The organism is Streptomyces sp. NPDC006372 (genome assembly GCF_040612515.1).
Classification (GTDB): domain Bacteria; phylum Actinomycetota; class Actinomycetes; order Streptomycetales; family Streptomycetaceae; genus Streptomyces.
The window spans coordinates 107,354-131,294 of the sequence record NZ_JBEXQJ010000007.1; the positions used below are offsets into that span (position 1 = coordinate 107,354).

Genomic DNA, 23,941 nt, shown 5'->3' on the forward strand with positions numbered 1-23,941 from the left:
ATCATCCACCCGGGTGGGCCGGTTGGGCGGCTTCCAGGAGTCCGGCGAGTTCCACAAGGTCGGTGCCGGTGAGGCGGGGCAGGACGCAGCCGGAGAGGGTGCGGCAGGTCTCCCGCCAGGAGGCGGGGATCGAGGCGCCGCCGCCCAGGGCGCCGGTGAGCGCGCCCGCGAGGGCCGGTGCGGAGTCCGCGACCCGCGACAGACAGGCCGCCGCGGGGACCGCCTCCGCGATACGGCCCCGGGCGGCGGTGGCCAGGGCGAGGGCGACCGGGACCGTTTCCGCGGCGGCGATGCCGTAGCTGTAGACGTGGTCGACGATCTGGTGTTCCAGGGGAGGGGCCAGGGCGAAGGCGCTGTCCGAGGCGGCGGCGAGGCGGAGCGCGTGGCGGGCGTTGCGGCCGATCTCGGTCTCCTCCGGGAGCTCGGTGAGGGCCGCCGTCACACAGGCGTCGACGTTTGCGCCGGCCAGGGCGAGGGAGAGGGCCGCGGCCATCGCGCGGGCGCCGTGCACCCCGTCGCCGTCCTGGGTGTAGCGGGCGTCGAACTCGGCGAGGTCGGCGGCGCGCCGGGGGTCGCCCGGGTGGGCAACGGCCAGGACGCAGGCGCGTACGCAGGCCGCGTCGTCGAAGTAGTGCGGGTTGTCGTGGCCGGTGGCGGGCGGGCGCAGGCCGGTGGCGAGGTTGCCGAGGCCGGCGCGGACGGAGATGCGGGCGCGCAGGGGGAGGACGGCGGACTCGATCTCGGGGGCGCGTTGTGCCGCCGCGGCCACCTCGCTCGCGACGGCGTTCCAGGTGAGGTCGATCGCGGCGCGGGTGCGGCGGTCTCGGCTGAGGTCGCCCAGGACGGTGTCGTCGCCGGCGCGGAGGAGGGCCTCGGCGGCGAAGGCCGCCCATTCGGCGTCGTCGGAGGGGCCGAGGCGGAGGGGTTCCGGGGGCTGGTTCAGGGCGATGGGGACGGGGAGGGTCGTCGTGGCGTTGTGCTCGGCGAAGGTGTCCAGTTCGCGGGTGAGGCGGCGGGTCCAGTCGGGCATGCGGGCGGCTCTGTGGCGGGCGGCGGGCCAGCCGGCGGCGTCGCCTGCGGCGAGTCCGAGCAGGAGGCCTTCGGCCCTTTTGTCTCCCACCCGCGCACCCCCCGTAACTGTTTTCCGTGGGGCCCTGCTCTCCCGTGGGGCGACTTCGCCGTCGGCGGCCACCGGTCCGTGCGTTGTCACGAGAGGGCCTCCGTTCCGTCGCCCGCCAGGAGGAAGTCCGACGGGCCGGGCGCCCTCGGCGTCAGCAGGTCCGCCACGTCCAGTACGTGGTAACCGGTCATGGCGGGGAGGCAGCGGCCTCGGACCGGGCCGATGGGGGCCGCCCAGGACTCCGGGATCGCCGACACTCCTCGTGTCGCACCTGCCAGCGCCCCCGCCACCGCTGCCGTCGTGTCGGCGTCGCGGCCCATGTTCACGGCCGTGAGGACGGACTGTTCGAAGTCGCCGTCGGCCGCCGCGTACGCGCCGAAGGCGAGGGCGACCGCCTCCGGGGCCAGGTCGGTCCAGGGGTAGCCGCCGATGACGACCGCGGAGCGGACCGCGCGTTCGCCGCGGTGGGCCACCGCCACGGCGCGGCGCAGGCAGCGGGCCGTCCAGGAGTCGTCGGGAACGACCGCGAGCGCGGCGGCCACCACCGCGACCGGCTGGGCGCCCGCCATCGCCGCCGCCACCCCGGCCGCCACCGCCTGGCCACCGTAGATGCCCTCGCCGTCGTGGCTCACCGAGCCGTCGACCGCCGCCAGCCGGGCCGCCTCCGCCGGGCGGCCCGGCGCGAACACCCCGAAGGGGGCCGCGCGCATGGCCAGACCGTCGCTCCAGGCGTGCCGGTGCTGGGCGGAGATGGGGGCGGCCAGGCCTCGGCGGAGGTTCTCCAGCGTGCCGCGTTCGCTGAAGCCGGCGCCACGGAACGGGCCCTCGTCACGGTCGGCGATCCACTCGTGCCAGGCCGCCTCCACATGCGCCGGGGTGAGCGCCGAGCCGTGCCGGGCCAGCAGCAGTCCGGAGAAGATCGCGTACTCGGTGTCGTCCGTGCCGGACGGGTTATCAGTGACGTAGCCGGTGATACGGCCCCACCGGGCGCGGATCTCGGAGGGTTTCATGTTCTCGGCCGGGGCCCCGAGGGCGTCACCGACGGCGAGGCCCAGCAGTGCGCCACGGGCCCGTTCGCGAAGTTCGGCGGCGTCCCCGGGCGCCGGGACGGAGGGGATGCAGGCGATCGATGCCATACGGGATGTGTCCCACTCCGGCGACCGCCCCCAGCCTTCCCGACCGCAGCATCACCCGGTCGACATCTGTGCGTCACTGTCATCAAATGAGCGATGAGGGGTAAAACCCCAGGTTAGCCCAGCCTTTCCTTGCTGGTGAGACCGGAATTCAGGGCGTACTTTGGGTGTTGTAAAAGTTTGGAACTCGTCCAAATCAGCCTTTCCGGGGAAGGGATCGGGGATCTTCCATGGCCATCATCGAAACCGAGGCGACGCTGCACGAGGCGCACCGGGACAACCACACCCACCGGGACGTGAACGGTGGCTGGCTGCGCCCCGCGGTGTTCGGCGCGATGGACGGCCTCGTCTCCAACCTGGCTCTGATGACCGGTGTCGCGGGCGGCGCGGTCAGTCAGCAGACCGTCGTCCTCAGCGGACTCGCGGGCCTGGCCGCCGGCGCCTTCTCCATGGCCGCCGGTGAGTACACCTCCGTCGCCTCGCAGCGCGAGCTCGTCCAGGCCGAGCTGGACGTGGAACGGCGTGAGCTGCGCAAGCACCCGAAGGACGAGGAGGCCGAGCTCGCCGCGCTCTACCGGTCGAGAGGGGTCGAGCCGAAGCTGGCCGACGAAGTCGCCCGCCAGCTGTCCAAGGATCCCGAGCAGGCGCTGGAGATCCATGCCCGGGAGGAGCTGGGTATCGACCCCGGCGACCTGCCCTCGCCCACCGTGGCCGCGGTGTCGAGCTTCGGCTCCTTCGCGCTGGGCGCCCTGATCCCCGTGCTGCCGTACCTGCTGGGGGCGAGCAGCCTGGTGCCGGCCGTGCTGCTCGCACTGCTCGGGCTCTTCCTGTGCGGCGCGGTGGTGGCCAGGGTGACGGCACGCACCTGGTGGTACAGCGGGCTGCGGCAGCTGTTCCTCGGTGGCGCGGCGGCCGGTGTGACGTACGCCCTGGGCACCTTGTTCGGAACGGCCGTAGGATAGCTCGGCTTGCACTTATGCGTGGGGCCGCATAAGTAGCCGTTACTCGCTGGTTTCGACTGCGCAACCACCGGGCATGAGCCGTAAGCGCTGCGGGCAACGAGGCCCGCCACGTACCCCCCCAGCGGGGTGGGCGAAGACGCCCGCCCTGCCCTCGGGCCCGTCGGGCTTCGATCTCACCCGGTCGTTCCGTACTGGTCCCCATAGCTTCCACCGTCGGTGCGGAACCCCCGCCGCGAACCTCCGGTGTCCGCATGCTGGAACGGATTATCCCGGTTTCCGAGAACCGCTCCATCATGTAACCTGCTCGAAATTTTGCGATCACGCGAGGGCCAGCGTCGTCCCTCGGCACTTTGCATATGCCACATGACGACGACGGGAGAGCCGATGCGTACGCCGCGCCAGCCGTCCCAGCATTCCGCGAATGGCCAGAACTGGTCGTTCATGGATGCTCGCCCTGCTGCGCAGGGTATGTACGACCCCCGCAACGAGCACGACGCCTGCGGCGTCGGCTTCGTCGCCACCCTCACCGGCGAGGCGTCCCACACCCTGGTTGAACAGGCTCTGACCGTCCTGCGCAACCTCGAACACCGCGGTGCCACCGGCTCCGAGCCCGACTCCGGCGACGGCGCCGGCATCCTGTCGCAGGTCCCGGACGCCTTCTTCCGTGACGTGGCCGGATTCGAACTGCCCGAGGCCGGTGGCTACGCCGTCGGCATCGCCTTCCTGCCGGAGGACTCCACCGCCGAGGCGGTCTCCCGGATCGAGACGATCGCGGCCGACGAAGGCCTCACCGTCCTCGGCTGGCGTGAGGTCCCGGTCGCGCCCCAGCTGCTGGGTGCCACCGCCCGGTCGACCATGCCGGTCTTCCGCCAGCTCTTCGTCAGCGACGGTGCGGCCGTTCCCGCCACGGGCATCGACCTCGACCGCAAGGCCTTCGTGCTGCGCAAGCGCGCCGAGCGCGAGGCCGGCGTCTACTTCCCGTCGCTGTCCGCCCGGACGATCGTCTACAAGGGCATGCTGACCACCGGCCAGCTGGAGCCCTTCTTCCCGGACCTGTCCGACCGCCGCTTCGCCTCCGCGATCGCGCTCGTGCACTCCCGGTTCTCCACCAACACGTTCCCGTCCTGGCCGCTGGCCCACCCGTACCGCTTCGTCGCGCACAACGGCGAGATCAACACGGTCATGGGCAACCGCAACTGGATGCGGGCGCGCGAGTCGCAGCTGGTCTCGGACCTCTTCGGCTCCTCCGAGAAGGAGCTGGAGCGCATCTTCCCGGTCTGTACGCCGGACGCCTCCGACTCCGCCTCCTTCGACGAGGTCCTGGAGCTCCTGCACCTGGGCGGCCGTTCCCTGCCGCACTCCGTGCTGATGATGATCCCGGAGGCGTGGGAGAACCACGACTCCATGGACCCGGCCCGGCGCGCCTTCTACCAGTACCACTCCACGATGATGGAGCCCTGGGACGGCCCGGCCTGTGTCACCTTCACCGACGGCAAGCAGGTCGGCGCCGTCCTCGACCGCAACGGTCTGCGCCCCGGCCGCTACTGGGTCACCGACGACGGCCTCGTCGTCCTCGGCTCCGAGGTCGGCGTTCTGGACATCGACCCGGCCAAGGTCGTCCGCAAGGGCCGCCTGCAGCCCGGCCGCATGTTCCTCGTCGACACCGTCGAGCACCGCATCATCGAGGACGACGAGATCAAGGCCGAGCTCGCCGCCGAAAACCCGTACGGGGAGTGGCTGGAGGCCGGCGAGATCGAGCTGGGCGACCTGCCCGAGCGCGAGCACATCGTCCACACCCACGCCTCGGTCACCCGCCGCCAGCAGACCTTCGGCTACACCGAGGAGGAGCTGCGCGTCCTCCTCGCGCCGATGGCCAAGGCCGGTGCCGAGCCGATCGGCTCGATGGGCACCGACTCGCCCATCGCCGCCCTGTCGGACCGCCCGCGGCTGCTCTTCGACTACTTCACCCAGCTGTTCGCGCAGGTCACCAACCCGCCGCTGGACGCCATCCGCGAGGAGCTCGTCACCTCGCTGCGCTCGGCGCTGGGCCCGCAGGGCAACCTCCTCGACCCGAACGCGGCCTCCTGCCGCAGCGTCGTGCTGCCCTTCCCGGTGATCGACAACGACGAGCTGGCCAAGCTCATCCACATCAACGCCGACGGCGACATGCCCGGCTTCAAGGCCGCGACCCTGTCCGGCCTGTACCGGGTGCACGGCGGCGGTGACACGCTGGCCGCCCGCATCGAGGAGATCTGCGCCGAGGCCGACGCCGCCATCGAGAACGGCGCCCGCCTGATCGTCCTGTCGGACCGCCACTCGGACGCCGAGCACGCGCCGATCCCGTCGCTGCTGCTCACCGCGGCCGTCCACCACCACCTCATCCGCACCAAGCAGCGCACCCAGGTGGGCCTGCTGGTCGAGGCCGGTGACGTCCGCGAGGTCCACCACGTCGCCCTGCTCATCGGCTACGGCGCCGCCGCCGTCAACCCGTACCTGGCGATGGAGTCCGTCGAGGACCTGGTCCGCGCCGGTACCTTCCTGCCCGGCATCGAGCCCGAGAAGGCCATCCGCAACCTCATCTACGCCCTCGGCAAGGGCGTGCTGAAGGTCATGTCCAAGATGGGCATCTCGACCGTCGCCTCCTACCGCGGCGCCCAGGTCTTCGAGGCCGTCGGTCTCGACGAGACCTTCGTCGAGAAGTACTTCAACGGCACCGCCACCAAGATCGGCGGCGTCGGCATCGACGTCGTCGCCAAGGAGGTCGCCGCCCGGCACGCCAAGGCCTACCCGGCCTCCGGCATCGCCCCGGCGCACCGCGCCCTGGAGATAGGCGGCGAGTACCAGTGGCGCCGCGAGGGCGAGCCGCACCTGTTCGACCCCGAGACGGTCTTCCGCCTCCAGCACTCCACGCGCTCCGGCCGCTACGACATCTTCAAGAAGTACACCGAGCGGGTGAACGAGCAGTCCGAGCGCCTGATGACGCTCCGCGGCCTGTTCGGCTTCAAGTCGGACCGGCAGCCGATCTCCATCGACGAGGTCGAGCCGGTCTCCGAGATCGTCAAGCGGTTCTCCACGGGCGCCATGTCGTACGGCTCCATCTCCCAGGAGGCGCACGAGACCCTCGCCATCGCCATGAACCAGCTGGGCGGCAAGTCCAACACCGGTGAGGGCGGCGAGGACCCGGAGCGCCTGTACGACCCGGCCCGCCGGTCGTCCATCAAGCAGGTCGCCTCCGGCCGCTTCGGTGTGACCTCCGAGTACCTGGTCAACTCCGACGACATCCAGATCAAGATGGCCCAGGGCGCCAAGCCCGGTGAGGGCGGCCAGCTGCCCGGCCACAAGGTCTACCCGTGGGTCGCCAAGACGCGTCACTCGACGCCGGGCGTCGGCCTCATCTCGCCGCCCCCGCACCACGACATCTACTCGATCGAGGACCTGGCCCAGCTGATCCACGACCTGAAGAACGCGAACCCGCAGGCGCGGATTCACGTGAAGCTGGTCTCCGAGGTCGGCGTCGGCACGGTCGCGGCCGGTGTGTCCAAGGCCCACGCGGACGTGGTGCTCATCTCCGGCCACGACGGCGGCACGGGCGCCTCCCCGCTCACCTCGCTGAAGCACGCGGGCGGCCCCTGGGAGCTCGGCCTGGCCGAGACCCAGCAGACGCTGCTGCTCAACGGCCTGCGCGACCGCATCGTCGTGCAGACCGACGGCCAGCTGAAGACCGGCCGTGACGTGGTCATCGCCGCGCTGCTCGGCGCCGAGGAGTTCGGCTTCGCGACCGCTCCGCTCGTCGTCTCCGGCTGCGTCATGATGCGCGTCTGCCACCTGGACACCTGCCCGGTCGGCATCGCCACGCAGAACCCGGTCCTGCGCGAGCGCTACAACGGCAAGGCCGAGTACGTCGTGAACTTCTTCCAGTACATCGCCGAAGAGGTCCGCGAGATCCTCGCCGAGCTGGGCTTCCGCTCCATCGAGGAGGCCGTCGGCCACGCCGAGACCCTCGACGTCACGCGGGCCGTCGACCACTGGAAGGCGCAGGGCCTGGACCTGGAGCCGCTGTTCCACGTGCCCGAGCTGCCCGAGGGCGCGGTCCGCCACCAGCTGATCGCCCAGGACCACGGCCTGGAGAAGGCGCTCGACAACCAGCTGATCAAGCTGGCGGCCGACGCCCTGGCCGCCTCGGACGCCACCGAGGCTCAGCCGGTCCGCGCCCAGGTGCAGATCCGCAACATCAACCGCACCGTCGGCACCATGCTCGGCCACGAGGTGACGAAGAAGTTCGGTGGCGCGGGCCTGCCCGACGACACCATCGACATCACCTTCACCGGCTCCGCGGGCCAGTCCTTCGGCGCCTTCGTGCCGCGCGGTGTGACGCTGCGTCTGGAGGGCGACGCCAACGACTACGTCGGCAAGGGCCTCTCCGGCGGCCGGATCGTGGTCCGCCCGGACCGCGCGGCCGACCACCTCGCCGAGTACAGCGTCATCGCGGGCAACACCCTCGCCTACGGCGCCACCGGCGGCGAGATGTTCCTGCGCGGCAAGACCGGCGAGCGGTTCTGCGTCCGCAACTCCGGCGCGACGGTCGTCTCCGAGGGCGTGGGCGACCACGGCTGCGAGTACATGACCGGCGGTCACGCGGTGGTGCTCGGCGAGACGGGCCGCAACTTCGCGGCCGGCATGTCCGGCGGTATCGCGTACGTCATCGACCTCGACCGGGACAACGTCAACGCCGGCAACGTGGACGCCGTCGAGCCCCTGGACGACACCGACAAGCAGTGGCTGCACGACGTGGTCCGCCGCCACCAGGAGGAGACGGGTTCCACCGTCGCCGAGAAGCTCCTGGCCGAGTGGGACACCGCCGTCGAGCGCTTCAGCAGGATCATCCCCAGCACGTACAAGGCAGTGCTCGCCGCCAAGGACGCCGCCGAGCGAGCCGGTCTCTCCGAGACCGAGACCCACGAGAAGATGATGGAGGCGGCGATCAATGGCTGACCCGAAGGGCTTCCTGAACCACGGGCGCGAGGTCGCCAAGTCCCGCCCCGTCGAGGAGCGCGTCAAGGACTGGAACGAGGTCTACGTCCCCGGCTCCCTGCTGCCGATCATCAGCAAGCAGGCCAGCCGCTGCATGGACTGCGGCATCCCGTTCTGTCACAACGGCTGCCCGCTCGGGAACCTGATCCCCGAGTGGAACGACTACGCCTACCGCGAGGACTGGGCGGCCGCGTCGGAGCGCCTGCACGCGACGAACAACTTCCCGGAGTTCACGGGCCGCCTGTGCCCCGCTCCCTGTGAGTCGGCGTGTGTGCTCGGCATCAACCAGCCGGCCGTCACCATCAAGAACGTCGAGGTCTCGATCATCGACAAGGCGTGGGAGACCGGGGACGTCGCCCCGCAGATTCCCGAGCGCCTGTCCGGCAAGACGGTCGCGGTCGTCGGCTCGGGCCCGGCCGGTCTGGCCGCCGCCCAGCAGCTGACCCGCGCCGGTCACACCGTCGCCGTCTACGAGCGCGCGGACCGCATCGGAGGCCTCCTCCGGTACGGCATCCCCGAGTTCAAGATGGAGAAGCGGCACATCAACCGCCGTATCGAGCAGATGCGCGCGGAGGGCACCCGCTTCCGCACGGGCATCGAGATCGGCCGCGACCTCAAGGCCACGGACCTGAAGAAGCGCTACGACGCGGTCGTCCTGGCCGTCGGCGCGACCACGGCCCGTGACCTGCCGGTGCCCGGCCGCGAGCTCCAGGGCATCTACCAGGCCATGGAGTACCTGCCGCTGGCCAACAAGGTCCAGGAGGGCGACTTCGTGGCGCCCCCGATCTCGGCCGAGGGCAAGCACGTCGTGGTCATCGGCGGCGGCGACACCGGCGCGGACTGCGTGGGCACCGCCCACCGCCAGGGCGCGGCCTCCGTCACGCAGCTGGAGATCATGCCCCGTCCGGGCGAGGAGCGGCACCCGGTCAACCAGCCCTGGCCGACCTTCCCCATGCTCTACAAGGTCACCTCGGCCCACGAGGAGGGCGGCGAGCGCGTCTACGCCGTGTCGACGACGCACTTCGAGGGCGACGAGGACGGCAACGTCCAGTGGCTGCACCTCACCGAGGTGGAGTTCATCGACGGCAAGCTGACCCCGAAGCCGGGCTCGGAGCGCAAGATCCCCGCCCAGCTGGTCACCCTCGCCATGGGCTTCACCGGCACCGACCGCGACAACGGCCTGGTCGACCAGTTCGGCCTGGAGCTCGACGAGCGCGGCAACATCGCCCGCGACGCCGACTTCCAGACCAACGTGCCGGGCGTGTTCGTCGCCGGTGACGCCGGCCGCGGCCAGTCGCTCATCGTGTGGGCGATCGCGGAGGGCCGCTCGGCGGCGCGCGGGGTGGACCGCCACCTCGCGGGCGCGAGCGAGCTGCCGGCACCGATCCGGCCGACGGACCGTGCGCTGATGGTCTGACGCGCACCCAAGGAACGTCCCGCACAAAGGCGTGCGGAACACAGATGGCGCCTGCCCCTTGTCCCCGACCGGACGAACGGGCAGGCGCCGTCGCACGTCCGCAGCCGTTTCCCGTCCCGCCCTCAGCCGTTCCCGTTCCTGTGCTGCCCCGTCGCCGAGTCCAGCTCGCCGGTCGGCTCGACGTCGGCACCGGACTGGCGGTGATGGAACTGCTGCGCGCCGTGGTCCGCAGCGAGGGCGTCACGGCCCTCGTCGCCATCACGACCCGCAACTCCTCGGCCCGGCCGACCGGGTGCTGGAACGGGGCGACGGAGTGGTCGCCTAGGGGTGAGAGGGTGGGGGCCATGGCCGCGATCAGTCTGAGCAAGGTGCAGGAGACCGCTCCCGCGCTGGTGGACCTCTACAAGAGCGCCGGAGTGTCCCTCACCGAGCACGGACTGGACGGGCTGCGGGCCGCGGTCTACCTCGTGGTCGACTACTCCGGCTCGATGAGGCCGTACTTCCAGGACGGCAGTGTCCAGGCGCTGGCCGACCGGGTGCTGGGGCTGTCGGCCCACCTGGACGACGACGGCACGGTCCCGGTCGTGTTCTTCTCCACCGACGTCGACGCCGAGACCGAGATCGCCCTGGCCGACCACCAGGGGCGGATCGACCGGATCGTCGCCGGGCTCGGGCACATGGGCAGGACCAGCTACCACCTGGCGATGGACGCCGTCATCGACCACTACCTGGACAGCGGGTCCGTAGATCCCGCCCTGGTCGTGTTCCAGACCGACGGCGGGCCCGTCAGCAAGCTCGCCGCGGAGCGGTACCTGTGCAAGGCGGCGAAGCTCCCCCTGTTCTGGCAGTTCATCGGCTTCGGCGACCCCGGCAGCAAGCAGTTCGACTTCCTGCGCAAGCTCGACGAACTGGCCGTACCGGAGAAGCGGGTCGTGGACAACGCCGGGTTCTTCCACGCGGGCGAGGATCCACGCGGGGTCCCGGACGCCGAGCTGTACGACCGGCTGGTGGGCGAGTTCCCGACGTGGCTGGCGGCCGCACGGGCCCAGGGGATCGTGCGACCGTCGGCTTAGGCCGCTTCACGCCCCGTTTGCGCCCCCGCCATGCCGTGCCACGCTGGGATGGATCCCACGGGAGGCGACGACGTATGGGCGACGACGGCGCTCGACCGGTGTACGGGACGGGCTCCGCGCACAGGAGTCCACCCGCCGGCAAGGGCGAGAGGCTCGCGGACTGGGCGGACGGCCGGCTCGGCCTGTACGCGCTGGCCAGGGCCAACATGCGCAAGGTCTTCCCGGACCACTGGTCCTTCATGCTGGGCGAGGTCACCCTCTACAGCTTCGTCGTCCTGATCCTCACCGGCGTCTACCTCACCCTGTTCTTCGAACCGAGCATGCAGGAGGTCGTCTACCACGGCTCCTACACACGGCTCAACGGCGTGCCCATGTCCAAGGCGTTCGAGTCGACCCTGGACATCAGCTTCGACGTGCGCGGCGGGCTGCTGATCCGGCAGATCCACCACTGGGCGGCGCTGGTCTTCATCACCGGCATGCTGGTGCACATGATGCGGGTGTTCTTCACGGGCGCCTTCCGCAAGCCGCGCGAGCTCAACTGGGTATTCGGCTGGACCTTGCTGATGCTCGGCATCATCACCGGCCTGACCGGCTACTCCCTCCCCGACGACCTGCTCTCCGGCACCGGCATCCGCTTCGCGCAGGGCGCGATCCTGTCGATCCCGATCGTCGGGACGTACCTGTCGTTCTTCCTCTTCGGCGGCGAGTTCCCGGGGCACGACATCGTCTCGCGGCTGTACCCCGTCCACATCCTGCTGCTGCCCGGGATCATGCTGGCCCTGGTGACCGTCCATCTGATCCTGGTCTTCTACCACAAGCACACCCAGTTCCCGGGCCCCGGACGCAAGGAACGGTCGGTCGTCGGGATGCCCTTCCTGCCGGTCTACATGGCCAAGGCGGGCGGCTTCTTCTTCCTCGTCTTCGGGGTCCTGACGGTCATGGGCGCGCTCGCCCAGATCAACCCCGTGTGGGCCTTCGGCCCTTACCGCCCCGACGTGGTGACCACGGGTGCCCAGCCCGACTGGTACCTGGGCTTCTCCGAGGGGCTGATCCGGGTGATGCCGGGATGGGAGATCAACCTCTGGGGGCACACCCTGGTGCTCGGCGTGTTCATCCCCTTCTCGCTGTTCCCGCTGGTCCTGCTCGCCCTCGGCGTCTACCCCTTCGTCGAGGCGTGGATCACCGGCGACAGACGCGAGCACCACATCCTGGACCGGCCGCGCAACGCGCCCGTCCGCACCGGCCTGGGCGTGGCCTGGCTGACCCTGTACGCGGTGCTGCTGATCGGCGGCGGCAACGACATCGTGGCCACGCATCTGCACCTGTCCATCAACGTGATCACGTGGTTCGTGCGGATCGGCGCGTTCCTGCTGCCGATCGCCGCCTTCGTCGTCACGAAGAAGATCTGCATGGGCCTCCAGCGCCGCGACCGCGCCAAGGTGCTGCACGGCAGGGAGACCGGCACCATCAGACGGATGCCGACCGGCGAGTACACCGAGGCGCACGAGCCGCTCCCCCAGTCCGAGCTGTTCACCCTCACCCAGCACGAGCAGAACCCGCCGTACGAGACGGGACCCGAGGTCGACGCGGGCGGCGTGCGACGCAAGGTCAAGCGGTCCGAGCGGCTGCGCGCCCGGCTGGCCAAGGCCATGTTCGGGCCCGACGCGCGGATCGAGAAACCGACGGTGGAGGAGTACCGGCAGATCACCGGCGGCGATCACCGGCACTGACGGAGCCGCCGGGGGCGCGGCAGGCCGAGGGGTTCCGTCGAGGTCACGGCAGGCCGAGAGGACCACCGGGAACACGGCAGCCCGACGGGGCCGCCGAGGGCACATCAGCCGCTCACGTGTCGCACTCCAGCACGCTCCCGCACAAGGCGCACCGCGCCCGGACCCTGCCCCGCACCGGCACCCTGATCCGCTGGTGACAGGTCGGACAGGGAAACGAAACACGCAGCCGCCCGTCCCCGTCGGGGGAGAACCGGTACCGCACGCCCTCCTGCGGCGGCCCGGCCGGCGCGTGCCGCCGGTCCCGGGCGTAGCGCCGCCGCCCCGCCCACCCCGCCGCCGTCAGCGGCGGCTCCTGCCCGTCACGGCGCGCCAGCGCCATGCCCTTGACGTACGCCGTGTACGCCTGCGCACTGGTGAACCACACCGACGGGTCCTCCCCGAAGAGCAGCGCACGCTTGGCCAGTACGTACCCGAACTCCTCCGGCGTGAGATACCCCAGCTTCTGCGACGACGCCCCGTCCTCCCGGTACGCGTCCAGCAGCAGCCAGCCCGCGCCCAGGTACGTCGTCGCCGTGTCCGTGAGGATCTCGTTGTCCCGGACGCCGGTGAAGGAGAGGTCCAGGCGGTGCAGGTACACGTGCATCACCTCGTGGGCGAGGGCCGCCCCGATGTCCCGGCGATGCGTACGGAACCGGTCGTTCAGCTCCACGAAGTACTCCGGCCCGGCCGCGAGCTCGACGTTCGCCGCGTGCCGCATCTCCCGGAAGCTCACGATCAGCCGGGCGTCCGGCAGCCGGTAGTGCCGCACCAGCTCGTGCGCCACCCGCTGCGCCCCCAGATACAGGTCGTCCGTGTCGCAGAACGCCACGTCTGCCGGGAGCACACTGGTCGCGAACGTCCGGATCGTGTCGTACGACAGCCGCTTGTACAGCGCCGTGATGGCGGCCCGCACCGTCTCCAGATGCGGGTAGCCGTGCTCGACCGGCCCGTCGTTCGCCACGCCTCACCCCCAAGACGCCCCTGAACCCGGTTCCACTGTACGAAACCCGAGCAGCTCCGAGGAGTGAGACGACCTGCGGACGCCGGGCGTCCGCCCCGTAGGCTGACGCCCCATGACCACCAGCAACACCGGCACGGGCGACGTGGACCCCGCCGTCCGCGAGGAACTCGCCCGCCTGCGCGACAGCATCGACAACATCGACGCCGCCGTCGTCCACATGCTCGCCGAGCGCTTCAAGTGCACCCAGCAGGTCGGCCACCTCAAGGCCGAACACCAGCTGCCGCCCGCCGACCCGGCCCGTGAGGCCCGCCAGATCGCCCGGCTGCGCGCCCTCGCCGAGAACGCCAAACTGGACCCGGCCTTCGCGGAGAAGTTCCTGAACTTCATCGTCGCCGAGGTCATCCGCCACCACGAGCGCATCGCCGACGAGGCGCTGGGCGGCACCGCCTCCGGCGGCAACTGACCCCGGACGACCCTTCCCCGGGGGAGTGACACGGCGGCCGGCGCCGGGCATGCTGCGCTGAGCACAGCATGTCAGCTGACGAGCACTGCGCGTCAGCGTCCCGGACTTACTCTGGTCCTCCACGAGGGAGGGGCGTCGGGCCATGCCGTCGGATACCAGGATCCTCATCGTCGACGACCACGAGGACACGCTGTACGCGCTGGAGAGCGCCCTGGCCCCGCTGGGCTATCGGCTCGGCCGGGCCACCAGCGGCGACGAGGCGCTCAAGCAGGTGCTCCGCGGCCAGGTCGGTCTGCTCGTGCTGGACGTGCGCATGCCCGGCGTGAGCGGCCTCGAGGTCGTGCGCTACATGCGCCGCGTCGAACAGACCCAGCACATCCCGGTGATCCTGCTCACCGGTTTCGGCGCCGACCACGAACTGACCACCGCCGCCTTCGGCCTGGGCGTCGCCGACCTCGTCATGAAACCCGTCGACCCCTGGGCCCTGCGCACCAAGGTCCGCTACCTCTTCGACGCCCACCTGCGCCATCTCGCCCTGGAGCGGGAGGTGCACAGGCTGCGCGCCGCCGTCGGTGAGGCCACCGAGGCCGCGGCACGCCCGCCGCGCCCCGCTCCGCACCGTCCCGACACGCGTGTGCCGCCCCAACGCCCCCTGGGGGCGCACGCCGGGGAGCTCGAAAAAGACCACTCGTAGACCGGACATCGGGCTCGAACCGATCCGCCTCTGTGCCTTGCCGGTGCCATCAGGCAGCATGGCACGCATGTCCGTACTGACGCGCGACGAAGCGCAGACCCGAGCAGAGCTCCTCGACGTCCACCGCTACACGATCGAACTCGATCTGACCACCGGGGACGAGACCTTCGACTCCCGCACTCTGATCAGGTTCGGTGCCCGCACGGACGGCGACACCTTCGTCGAGCTCAAGCCCGCCGAACTGCGCTCCGCCACCCTCGACGGACAACCCCTCGACCCGGACACCCTGGACGGCAACCGGCTGCCCCTGCGGAACCTCACCGCCGGCGAACACGAACTCCGCGTCGACGCCCGCATGCGCTACTCCCGCACCGGCGAGGGCATGCACCGCTTCACCGACCCCACCGACGGCGAGACCTACGTCTACACCCAGCTGTTCATGGAGGACGTCCAGCGCGTCTTCGCCGCCTTCGACCAGCCCGACCTCAAAGCCGTCTTCGACCTGTCCGTCACAGCCCCCGAAAGCTGGACCGTCCTCTCCAACGGCGTCACCACGCTCACCGACGGCGTATGGACGGCGGCACCCACCCCGCTGATCTCCACCTACCTCGTCGCCGTCGCCGCCGGCCCCTGGCACTCGGTGCGCACCGAGCACCGCGGCCTCCCCTTCGGCCTGCACTGCCGCCGCTCCCTCGCCCCCTACCTCGACGACGACGCCGACGAACTCCTCGACATCACCCGCGCCTGCTTCGACCGCTACCACGAGAAGTTCGACGAGCCCTACCCCTTCGACTCCTACGACCAGGCCTTCGTCCCCGAGTTCAACGCGGGCGCCATGGAGAACCCCGGACTGGTCACCTTCCGCGACGAGTTCGTCTACCGCTCCGCCGTCACCGACACCGAGCGGCAGACCCGCGCCATGGTCGTCGCCCACGAGATGGCCCACATGTGGTTCGGCGACCTCGTCACCCTCAAGTGGTGGGACGACATCTGGCTGAACGAGTCCTTCGCCGAGTACATGGGCTACCAGACCCTCACCGAGGCGACCCGCTTCAGCGACACCTGGACCGACTTCGGCGTCAACCGCAAGGCGTGGGGCTACGACGCCGACCAGCGCCCCTCCACCCACCCCGTCGCACCCGAGGCGGTCGACGACACCGCCTCCGCCCTGCTCAACTTCGACGGCATCTCCTACGCCAAGGGCGCGAGCGCGCTGCGGCAACTGGTCGCCTGGCTCGGCGAGAAGGACTTCCTCGCCGGCATCAACGCCCACTTCGCCCGGCACAAGTTCGGCAACGCCACCCTCGCCGACTTCATCGACAACCTCGCCGGCGCCACCGACCGCGACGTGCACGCCTGGGCCGACGCCTGGCTGCGCACCACCGGCGTCGACACCCTCGCCCCACACCTCGCACCCGGCGAACACGGCACCTGCGCCCTCACCGTCGAACGCACCGGCAGCCGCCCCCACCGCATCGCCGCCGGCCTCTACGACCGTGACCTCGGCGACGACGGCGGGCAGCTCGTCCTGCGCGAACGCCTCGACCTGGACCTGCCGCAGACCGGCGCCCACCCCATCGGCAAGCGCCCGGCACTGCTCCTCCTCAACGACGGCGACCTCAGCTACGCCAAGGTCCGCTTCGACCCCGAGTCCTTCGAGACCGTCCGCAAGGAACTGTCCGGCCTGCCCGAACCCCTCACCCGCGCCGTCGTCTGGAACGCCCTGCGGGACGCCGTCCGGGACGGCGAACTGGCGCCGGCCGCCTACCTGGAGACCGCCCGGGCCCATCTCCCGCTGGAGACGGACCTCGCCATCGTCCAGGGCGTGCTCGCCTTCGCGTCCACGTACCTCGCCGACCGCTACGTCACACCGGCGGAACGGCCCGCCGCGCTCGCCACCCTCTCCGAGCTGTGCCGCGACCTCATCCGCCGCACCGAGGACGGCGACAATCCCGGCCTGCGCCTCATCGCCGTACGCCACCGCATCGACGTCGCCGCCCACCCCGACACCATCGCCGCCTGGCTCGCCGACGGCACCGTCCCGGGCGGCCCGGAGCTCGATCCCGAGCTGCGCTGGCGCGTCCTCGGACGGCTCGCCGTCCTCGGCGCCACCGACGAGGCCGCCATCGCCGCCGAACTGGAACGCGACCCGAGCGCCACCGGCCAGGAGGGCGCCGCCCGCTGCCGGGCCGCCCTGCCCGACCCGGAGGCCAAGTCCCGCGCCTGGCAGGCGATGTTCGGCTCCGACGACCTGTCCGCCTACCTGTTCACCGCCACCGCCCAGGGCTTCTGGCAGCCCGAACAGGCCGACCTGGTCCGCGCGTACGTGCCGCGCTACTACCCGGACGCGGTCGCCCTCGCCGCCCGCCGGGGCCCCGCCGTCGCCGACGCCGCCGGACGCTGGGCCTTCCCCGCCCACGCCGTCGACACGGAGACCCTCCGGCTCGGCGAGGAGTGCCTGCGCGACGCCGGACCGATCCCGGCGCTGCGCCGCAAGCTCATCGACCAACTCGACGACCTGGCACGGGCGTTGCGGGTCCAGCAGGGGCAGGAGATCTAGGACCGGAGACGTAGGGCGTGGGCGGCGCGACTCGTCCTGTCCGCCGATGCGGCGGGCGGGCCGCGCTCCCTAACCTCGGGCAGGACCACACGATCAGACCCGAGGAGCCCTTCGTGATCGCAGTGACCGGTCCCACCGGAAACGTCGGCCGTGCCCTGGTCGAACGCCTCGTCGCCGCCGGCCGGCCCGTGCGGGCCCTGACCCGCGACCCGGCGCGGGCCCGCCTGCCCGCCGGCGTCGAGACCGTCCGGCTCGATCCCGACGCACCGGCCGCCCTGTTCGAGGGCGTCACCGAGCTGTTCCTGTACGTCCAGGCGGGCGGCGACCGCACCCCACGCCTCCTGGACGCCGCCCGGGCCGCCGGAGTGCGCCACGTGGTCCTGCTGTCCTCCGGGATCATCGACTCGGGCGCCGACGAGTCCCACCCCATCCACGTCATGCACGCCACCGCCGAACAGCAGATCCGCGACAGTGGCCTGACGTGGACCTTCCTGCGCCCCAACGCGTTCGCCACCAACGCCTTCCAGTGGGCCCCGCAGATCCGCTCCGGCGACACCGTCCGCGGCGTCTTCGCCGACGGGGAGACCGCGCCGATCCACGAGGACGACATCGCCGCCGTCGCCGAACGAGCCCTCCTCGACGACGGCCACGAGGGCACCGCCCACCGCCTCACCGGACCCGAGGCCATCACCAACGCCGGGCAGGTCGCCGCGATCGGCAGGGCCCTCGGGCGCGAGCTCGGCTTCACCGAAGTGTCACCGGACAAGGCCGCGGCGGAGTTGTTCCCGCACGTCCCGCCGGAGATGCTCCAGGCCCTGCTGAAGTCCTTCGCCGCCACGGTCGGCGTACCGCCCGAGATCACCGGCACGGTACGGGAGATCACCGGCCGCCCGGCCCGCCCCTTCGCGGTCTGGGCCGAGGACCACGCGGACGACTTCAAGGGCTGAGGGCTCCCGCCGGGCGGTTCTCGGCAGGTTTTCCCCAGAGGAACAACCTCCTCCCGCATCCGGTCGTTGGGCTGTTCGGGCGCACCGCCCCGCGCCCCGGAGGACAGACAGCCCATGAGCACGCCACCCCCGCCCCTCTCCTCGGGTCCCGAAGGCCCGTACGCCCTGCGGACGTTGCTGGACATCGTGCTCGACGCGCTGGAAACGGGAGCCCGGGCGCGCGGCGGGCCGTTGCCGGCGGGCGGGCCGGACACGGTCGCCGCGCGGATGCGGGAGGCGGTGGGGGAGGTCCTGCCCGGCCAGGGCGACCCGCACGCCCTGCGCACCCTGGTCCACGCGGTCGCCGAGACCGCCGCCGACCCGGCCCACCCCCTGTGCGCCGCCCACCTCCACTGCCCACCCCTCGCCCTCGCCACCGCCGCCGACCTCGCCGCCTCCGCCCTCAACCCGTCCCTGGACTCCTGGGACCAGGGACCCGGGGCGTCGGAACTGGAGGCCCTGGTGACGGGGGCACTGGCGAGAGAGATCTACGGGGAGCCCGGCCGGACGGGTGGGGCGCGTGGGAGTGGTGGGCTCGGCTCGGCCGATGCGTGGCTGAACCCCGGCGAGTCCCACTCGACCGGTGCGCCCCGGAGTGTCGCGCCGCCGCGCTCGTCCGAGCTCCCCGACTCCCTCATCACCACCGGCGGCACCGAGTCCAACCAGCTCGCCCTCCTCCTCGCAAGGGAGGCGTACGGCGGGTCCGTGCGGCTGGTGTGCGGGGCCAACGCCCATCACTCCCTGGCCCGGGCCGCCTGGCTGCTCGGGCTGCCCGAACCCGTCCGCCTGCCCACCCCGACCGGCGTGCTCGACCCACGCGCGCTGGACGAGGCCCTCACCAGCCTGCCCGCCCCGCTGCTCGTCGCCGCCACCGCCGGCACCACCGACGCCGGGCTCATCGACCCGCTGCCCGAGATCGCCGCCCGCTGCGCCGCCCACGGCGCCCGGCTGCACATCGACGCCGCCTACGGCGGAGGCCTGCTCTTCAGCGACCGGCACCGCGCCGCTCTCACCGGACTCGACGCCGCCGACACCATCACCCTCGACCTGCACAAACTCGGCTGGCAACCGGTCGCCGCCGGCATCCTCGCCGTCAAGGACGCCCGCGACCTCACCGCCCTCGGGCAACGCGCCGACTACCTCAACGCCGACGACGACACCCACGCCGGCCTGCCCGACCTGCTCGGCCGGTCCCTGCGCACCACCCGCCGCCCCGACGTCCTCAAACTCGCCGTCACCCTCAGGACCCTCGGCCGCAGCGGCCTCGGCACGCTCGTCGACCAGGTCTGCGCGAGGGCCCACGAGTTCGCCGCCCTCGTCGACGGCCACCCCGGGTTCGACCTCTACGCCCGCCCGGTCATCAGCACGGTCCTGTTCCGGCCCACCGGCGCCACCGACGACACCGTGGCCGCCGTACGCCGCGCGCTCCTCACCGACGGCCGCGCCGTCCTCGGCAGGGCCCGCCCCGACGGTCGGCTCTGGCTCAAGGCCACCCTCCTCAACCCCGCCACCGGGCCCGACGACCTGACCGCGCTCCTGCACCTCGTGGCAGCGCGGCGAGCGACACTCGTGGAAGGACACACCCCCCGATGAACCCCGTGCCGAGTCACCGGCCGAACGGCGAGCCGAGCCCCGCCCCTGCAGCCTCGCCCCAGCACCCGCACCGCGACCCCGACGCCCCACGCGACCTCGTCGGTATCGGCATCGGCCCGTTCAACCTCTCTCTCGCCGCCCTCGCCCAGCCGCTCGACGCACTCGACACCGTCTTCTACGACCAGAGCCCCACCTTCGGCTGGCACTCCGGCCTGCTCATCGAAGGCTCCACCATCCAGGTCCCGTTCCTCGCCGACCTGGTGACCCTCGCCGACCCCACCAGCCCCTGGAGCTTCCTCAATTACCTCAGGTCCCGCGAGCGGCTCTTCCCCTTCTACGTCGCCGAGCGCTTCCACATCCAGCGCGCCGAATACGACGCCTACTGCCGCTGGGTCAGCGAGAACCTCCCGGGTCTCCACTTCGGCCACCAGGTCGACGCCGTCCGCTGGAACGCCGAACGCGACGTCTTCGAGGTCGACTTCACCCAGCTCGACAGCGACGGGGAAGCGGAGGCCCTCGGACGCACGTACGCGCGCAACGTCGTCCTCGGCATCGGCACCGAGCCCTACGTCCCGGACCCCCTCGCCCCCCTCGTGCAGGCACCCGGCGTGCCCGTCGTACACGCCGCCGACTACCTCGACCACCGGGCCGCCCTCCTCGCCGCCGGGCACGTCACGGTCGTGGGCATCGGACAGTCCGGCGCCGAGATCTTCCTCGACCTGCTGCGCAACCGGCCCGCGGGGCAGGAGAAACTCCACTGGCTGGGCCGCACGGAGGCCTTCGCCCCCATGGAGTACTCCAAACTCGGCCTGGAGCACTTCACACCCGACCACACCCGCTACTTCCACGCCCTGCCCGAGTCCACCCGCGACCGCCTCGTCGCCGGCCAGTGGCAGCTGCACAAGGGCATCGACAGCGCCACCGTCGCCGCCATCCACGACGAGCTCTACCGCCGCACCCTGCACGGCGGCTGGCCGGACGCCGTCCTCACCCCCGGCGTCCACGTCCGCACGGCGGGCCGCGTCGCGACGACCAAGGTCGAACTGCACCTGGAACACGGCCCGCAGGACAGCCGCTCCCGCCTCACCACCGACGCCGTCGTCCTCGCCACCGGCTACCGCGAACGCCCCCTGGGCCGCGTCCTCGCCGGCCTCGACCCCTACCTGCGCCGCGACAGCCGCGAACGCCCCCGGGTCGACGAGGACCACCGCCTCAGCCTCGACCCTTCCGTCACCGGCACGGTCTACGTCCAGAACGCCGAGACCCACACCCACGGCGTCGGCGCCCCGGACCTGGGCCTCGCCGCCTGGCGCAGCGCGATCATCCTCAACTCCCTCACCGGCAGGGAGGCGTACGCGCTCCCGCGCCGAACCGCCTTCACCACCTTCGGCCTGACCCGGCCGCAGCAGGTCCCGCCGCCCCGAGAGGCCCCGGCACTGACCCCGCTGGTCGACCGAAGGTGATGAAGCTTCCCAGGCCCTAGAAGACGGGCGTACCGTTCCGCGTGAGCTTCCAGTCCACCGCGGCGAACTCGGCCGGGTCGATCGACCCCTTCGCCTTCACCCAGGCGATCATGGTGTTGCGGATCTCGTCCGAGTTCGACCACAGCACCTGGGCGGCGGCGACGTGCGGGAAGTTCCCACCGCCGTTGGCCCGGTAGTTGTTCACGGCGAACACGAAGTGCGCGTCGTCCGCGAGCGGCTGCCCCTCGAAGCGCACGTTCGTCACCCGCGACCCGGCCGGCTTCGCGATGTCGACCTCGTACGAAAGGCCGCTCACCACGTCGTAGTTGTAGTCCGGCGTGCCGTTCGCGTTCGTCAGCTTCGCCGGGTCCACCTCCGTGCCCGGTGCCGTCTGCACGTAGTAGTTCGCCGAGAACTCCAGGTACGCCTTCATCTGCGCACCCGTCATCAGCCGCGCCTCCAGCGTGTTCTCGAAGACGTACAGGCCCGCCACGTCCCGGATCGTCACCTCGCCCGCCGGGATCCTGGCGGACCGCGAGAAGCACGCCGCCTGCGACAGCACCGGCAGCGCGGCGTGCTCGGTGCCCGCCAGCGCCTGCTTCACCGTGTCGGCCTGGATGTGGTTGATCAGGTCGATGATCGGCACGTCCTTGTACGGCGCCTCGGCCGAGGTCATCTCCGCCGCGTTGGTGCCGATGACCTGGTTGACGTACGTCACGACCTTCGCGTGCTCGTCGGAGAGCAGCTTCGTGATCTTCGGGTCCTCCGCCACGGTGTTGGAGTTCAGGACCTTCGCGCCGACCTTCTCGACCTTCCAGCAGCCCTTCGCCCACACCAGCTCGAAGTCGAACAGCGTCAGCCGCTGCCCCCACTTCAGCGGCTCGGACAGCACGACCTGCTTGCCGGTCTTCTTGTTGGTGACGAAGTACTCGGGGATCTCCGTGTGCGCGTGCCCGACCAGGATCGCGTCGATGCCCGGCACCTGCTCGGCCACCAGCCCGGCCGCGTTCTCGACGTACGGCAGCTGGTCACCGTAGGACGACGTCCCCGACGAGCCGCTGTGCGCCGACACGATGACGACGTCCGCGCCCATCGACCGCAGCTTCGGCACCCACTTAGCGGCCTGCTCCTCCAGACCCGGGAACGTCATCTTCCCCTGCACGTTGGCCTTGTCCCAGATCGCGATCCCCGGGTTGGTCAGACCCAGCACCGCCACCTTCACGTCCCGCCCGAACGGCGTGCGCAGCCGATGCATGCTGTACGGCGCGAAAGCCGGCCGCAGCGTCTTCGCGTCCAGCGCGTTCGCACCCAGCAGCGGGAAACGGCACTGCTGCTCAAACTTCCGCAGCACCGGAATGCCGTAGTTGAACTCGTGGTTGCCGAGCGCCGCCGCGTCGTAGTCCATGGCGTTCATGGCCTGCGCCATCGGATGCACCGGGCCGCCCTTGGCCGTGATCGGATCGACCTTGGCGTAGTAGTACGACAACTGCGTGCCCTGGATGGTGTCGCCCGCGTCGATCAGCAGCGTGTTGCGGCGGCCCTTCTCCTCGCGGACCCGGTTCACGAGAGTGGAGATCTTCGCGAGGCCGACGTCGTTGTGGTCCTTGTCGTCGAACTCCTTGTCCGTGAAGTAGTCCCAGTTGAAGACATTGCCGTGCAGGTCCGTCGTCCCCATCACGGTGAACGCGTACCGCTTCGCGGGCCGCTCGCCCCGCGCCTCGGCCGCCTGCGCGCCCGGCGCCCCGACCGCACCGGCCAGCGCCACCCCCGCCCCGGTCACGGCGGACTTCTCCAGGAACTTCCGGCGGTTCAACGGCATGTCTGGCTCTCCTCGCGGAAACTGTGAACGACGCGCGTAGATAACGCGCGTAGATTCTGACCCGGCCGTGACCGCCGGCAACAGACCCGGCAGGTTGCGATTTGGATGACCCCGGATCAGCGACCCCACACCCGCGGCCCGTCAGCACATGACAGAGTGGGCCGTATGACCGCGCCCGCCGGAGATGCCACCCAGCCCGCCGTCCCCTACGGCACACCCGACGCCCCGCGCATCGCCGTCCGCGGCGAGGCCCGCCTCGAAGTCGACCCCGAGATCGCCCGCATCGGCATCACCGTGGCCGCCCGCGGCCGCGACCGGCGCTCCGCCCTCGACGACCTCACCCGCCGCAACGCCGGCGTCCTCGACCTCGTCAAGACCTACGGCGACGCCGTCGAACGCCTGGAGACCGGCGCTTTCTCCATCACCCCCGAGCTCGTCAAGCACGGCCGCGGCGAACGCGTCCGCACCTACCACGGCAGCGTCCACGTCACCGCCGAACTCAACGACTTCACCGCCCTCGGCGAACTCACCACCCGCCTCGCCGACCTGGAACTGACCCGCGTGGACGGCCCCTGGTGGGCCCTGCGCCCCGACTCGCCGGCCCACCGCGAAGCCCGCAAGAAGGCCGTCGGGGAAGCCGTCCAGCGAGCCCGCGAGTACGCCGAGGCACTCGGCACCTCCCTCGCCGCCCTCGTCGAGCTCGCCGACATCGGCGCCGAGAACGGCCCGCCGGCCTACCCCCAGGCCCCCGGCCGCGCGCGCTCCATGGCCTACGGCGCGGCCGCCCCCGACACCGCGGCGGCCCCACTCGACCTCGAACCCCAACGCCAGCGGGTCCACGCCCAGATCAACGCCCGCTTCACCATGGTGCCGCCGCGGTTGTAGCCCCACGGGAGA

Annotated in this window: 16 protein-coding genes; 12 read left to right on the top strand and 4 right to left on the bottom strand. The window is 71.4% G+C overall.

The features are described 5' to 3' along the window. Nucleotide 1: 1 nt before the first annotated feature. On the bottom strand, nucleotides 2-1,210 hold the full coding sequence (locus ABZ016_RS14595) for an ADP-ribosylglycohydrolase family protein (protein WP_356916935.1): 1,209 nt from the start codon (nucleotides 1,208-1,210) through the stop codon (nucleotides 2-4). Beyond that, on the bottom strand, nucleotides 1,207-2,256 hold the full coding sequence (locus ABZ016_RS14600; RefSeq protein ID WP_356916936.1) for an ADP-ribosylglycohydrolase family protein: 1,050 nt from the start codon (nucleotides 2,254-2,256) through the stop codon (nucleotides 1,207-1,209). The genes ABZ016_RS14595 and ABZ016_RS14600 overlap by 4 nt, the downstream gene beginning before the upstream one ends. A gap of 227 nt (nucleotides 2,257-2,483) precedes the next feature. Between ABZ016_RS14600 and ABZ016_RS14605 the strand changes: the two genes are divergently transcribed. From ABZ016_RS14605 to ABZ016_RS14625, 5 genes are all read left to right on the top strand, one after another. After that, nucleotides 2,484-3,215, top strand: coding sequence for a VIT1/CCC1 transporter family protein (locus tag ABZ016_RS14605; RefSeq protein ID WP_356916937.1), 732 nt, complete (start codon nucleotides 2,484-2,486; stop codon nucleotides 3,213-3,215). A 384-nt stretch (nucleotides 3,216-3,599) separates the two neighbouring features. Further along, complete coding sequence (gene gltB, locus ABZ016_RS14610; protein ID WP_356917081.1) at nucleotides 3,600-8,207, top strand: glutamate synthase large subunit; 4,608 nt, start codon at nucleotides 3,600-3,602, stop codon at nucleotides 8,205-8,207. Continuing rightward, complete coding sequence (locus tag ABZ016_RS14615) at nucleotides 8,200-9,663, top strand: glutamate synthase subunit beta (RefSeq protein WP_356916938.1); 1,464 nt, start codon at nucleotides 8,200-8,202, stop codon at nucleotides 9,661-9,663. Before gltB ends, ABZ016_RS14615 begins: the two co-directional genes overlap by 8 nt. Before the next feature lie 344 nt (nucleotides 9,664-10,007). Continuing rightward, nucleotides 10,008-10,736, top strand: coding sequence for a VWA domain-containing protein (locus ABZ016_RS14620; protein ID WP_356917082.1), 729 nt, complete (start codon nucleotides 10,008-10,010; stop codon nucleotides 10,734-10,736). 74 nt (nucleotides 10,737-10,810) lie between these two features. Then, entirely contained in the window at nucleotides 10,811-12,466 is a 1,656-nt protein-coding gene (locus ABZ016_RS14625) for a cytochrome bc complex cytochrome b subunit (RefSeq protein WP_356916939.1), read from the top strand. Between the two features lie 112 nt (nucleotides 12,467-12,578). Here the strand turns inward: ABZ016_RS14625 and ABZ016_RS14630 are convergent, their stop codons facing one another. Next, nucleotides 12,579-13,466, bottom strand: a complete 888-nt coding sequence (locus ABZ016_RS14630) for a hypothetical protein (RefSeq protein WP_356916940.1) — start codon at nucleotides 13,464-13,466, stop codon at nucleotides 12,579-12,581. Nucleotides 13,467-13,578: 112 nt separating this feature from the next. Here ABZ016_RS14630 and ABZ016_RS14635 point away from each other — a divergent pair, with 112 nt between their 5' ends. The 6 genes from ABZ016_RS14635 to ABZ016_RS14660 all read left to right on the top strand — a co-directional run bounded on the left by ABZ016_RS14635 (nucleotide 13,579) and on the right by ABZ016_RS14660 (nucleotide 21,225). After that, nucleotides 13,579-13,929: a chorismate mutase gene (locus ABZ016_RS14635; protein ID WP_356916941.1), complete on the top strand. Its 351-nt coding sequence runs from the start codon at nucleotides 13,579-13,581 to the stop codon at nucleotides 13,927-13,929. Between the two features lie 142 nt (nucleotides 13,930-14,071). After that, on the top strand, nucleotides 14,072-14,623 hold the full coding sequence (locus ABZ016_RS14640) for a response regulator (RefSeq protein WP_356916942.1): 552 nt from the start codon (nucleotides 14,072-14,074) through the stop codon (nucleotides 14,621-14,623). Between the two features lie 67 nt (nucleotides 14,624-14,690). Next, nucleotides 14,691-17,183 (top strand): aminopeptidase N, encoded by a 2,493-nt coding sequence (gene pepN, locus ABZ016_RS14645; protein WP_356916943.1) that lies wholly within the window; start codon nucleotides 14,691-14,693, stop codon nucleotides 17,181-17,183. 113 nt (nucleotides 17,184-17,296) lie between these two features. Continuing rightward, a complete protein-coding gene (locus tag ABZ016_RS14650) occupies nucleotides 17,297-18,130 on the top strand; it encodes an NAD(P)H-binding protein (RefSeq protein WP_356916944.1) in 834 nt (277 codons plus the stop codon). A gap of 114 nt (nucleotides 18,131-18,244) precedes the next feature. Then, on the top strand, nucleotides 18,245-19,762 hold the full coding sequence (locus tag ABZ016_RS14655; protein WP_356916945.1) for an aminotransferase class V-fold PLP-dependent enzyme: 1,518 nt from the start codon (nucleotides 18,245-18,247) through the stop codon (nucleotides 19,760-19,762). Next, nucleotides 19,759-21,225, top strand: coding sequence for a SidA/IucD/PvdA family monooxygenase (locus ABZ016_RS14660; protein WP_356916946.1), 1,467 nt, complete (start codon nucleotides 19,759-19,761; stop codon nucleotides 21,223-21,225). The genes ABZ016_RS14655 and ABZ016_RS14660 overlap by 4 nt, the downstream gene beginning before the upstream one ends. A 16-nt stretch (nucleotides 21,226-21,241) precedes the next feature. Here the strand turns inward: ABZ016_RS14660 and ABZ016_RS14665 are convergent, their stop codons facing one another. Continuing rightward, nucleotides 21,242-23,044, bottom strand: coding sequence for a 5'-nucleotidase C-terminal domain-containing protein (locus ABZ016_RS14665; RefSeq protein WP_356916947.1), 1,803 nt, complete (start codon nucleotides 23,042-23,044; stop codon nucleotides 21,242-21,244). Nucleotides 23,045-23,209: 165 nt separating this feature from the next. Between ABZ016_RS14665 and ABZ016_RS14670 the strand changes: the two genes are divergently transcribed. Further along, nucleotides 23,210-23,929 (top strand): SIMPL domain-containing protein, encoded by a 720-nt coding sequence (locus tag ABZ016_RS14670; protein ID WP_356916948.1) that lies wholly within the window; start codon nucleotides 23,210-23,212, stop codon nucleotides 23,927-23,929. Nucleotides 23,930-23,941: the final 12 nt, after the last annotated feature.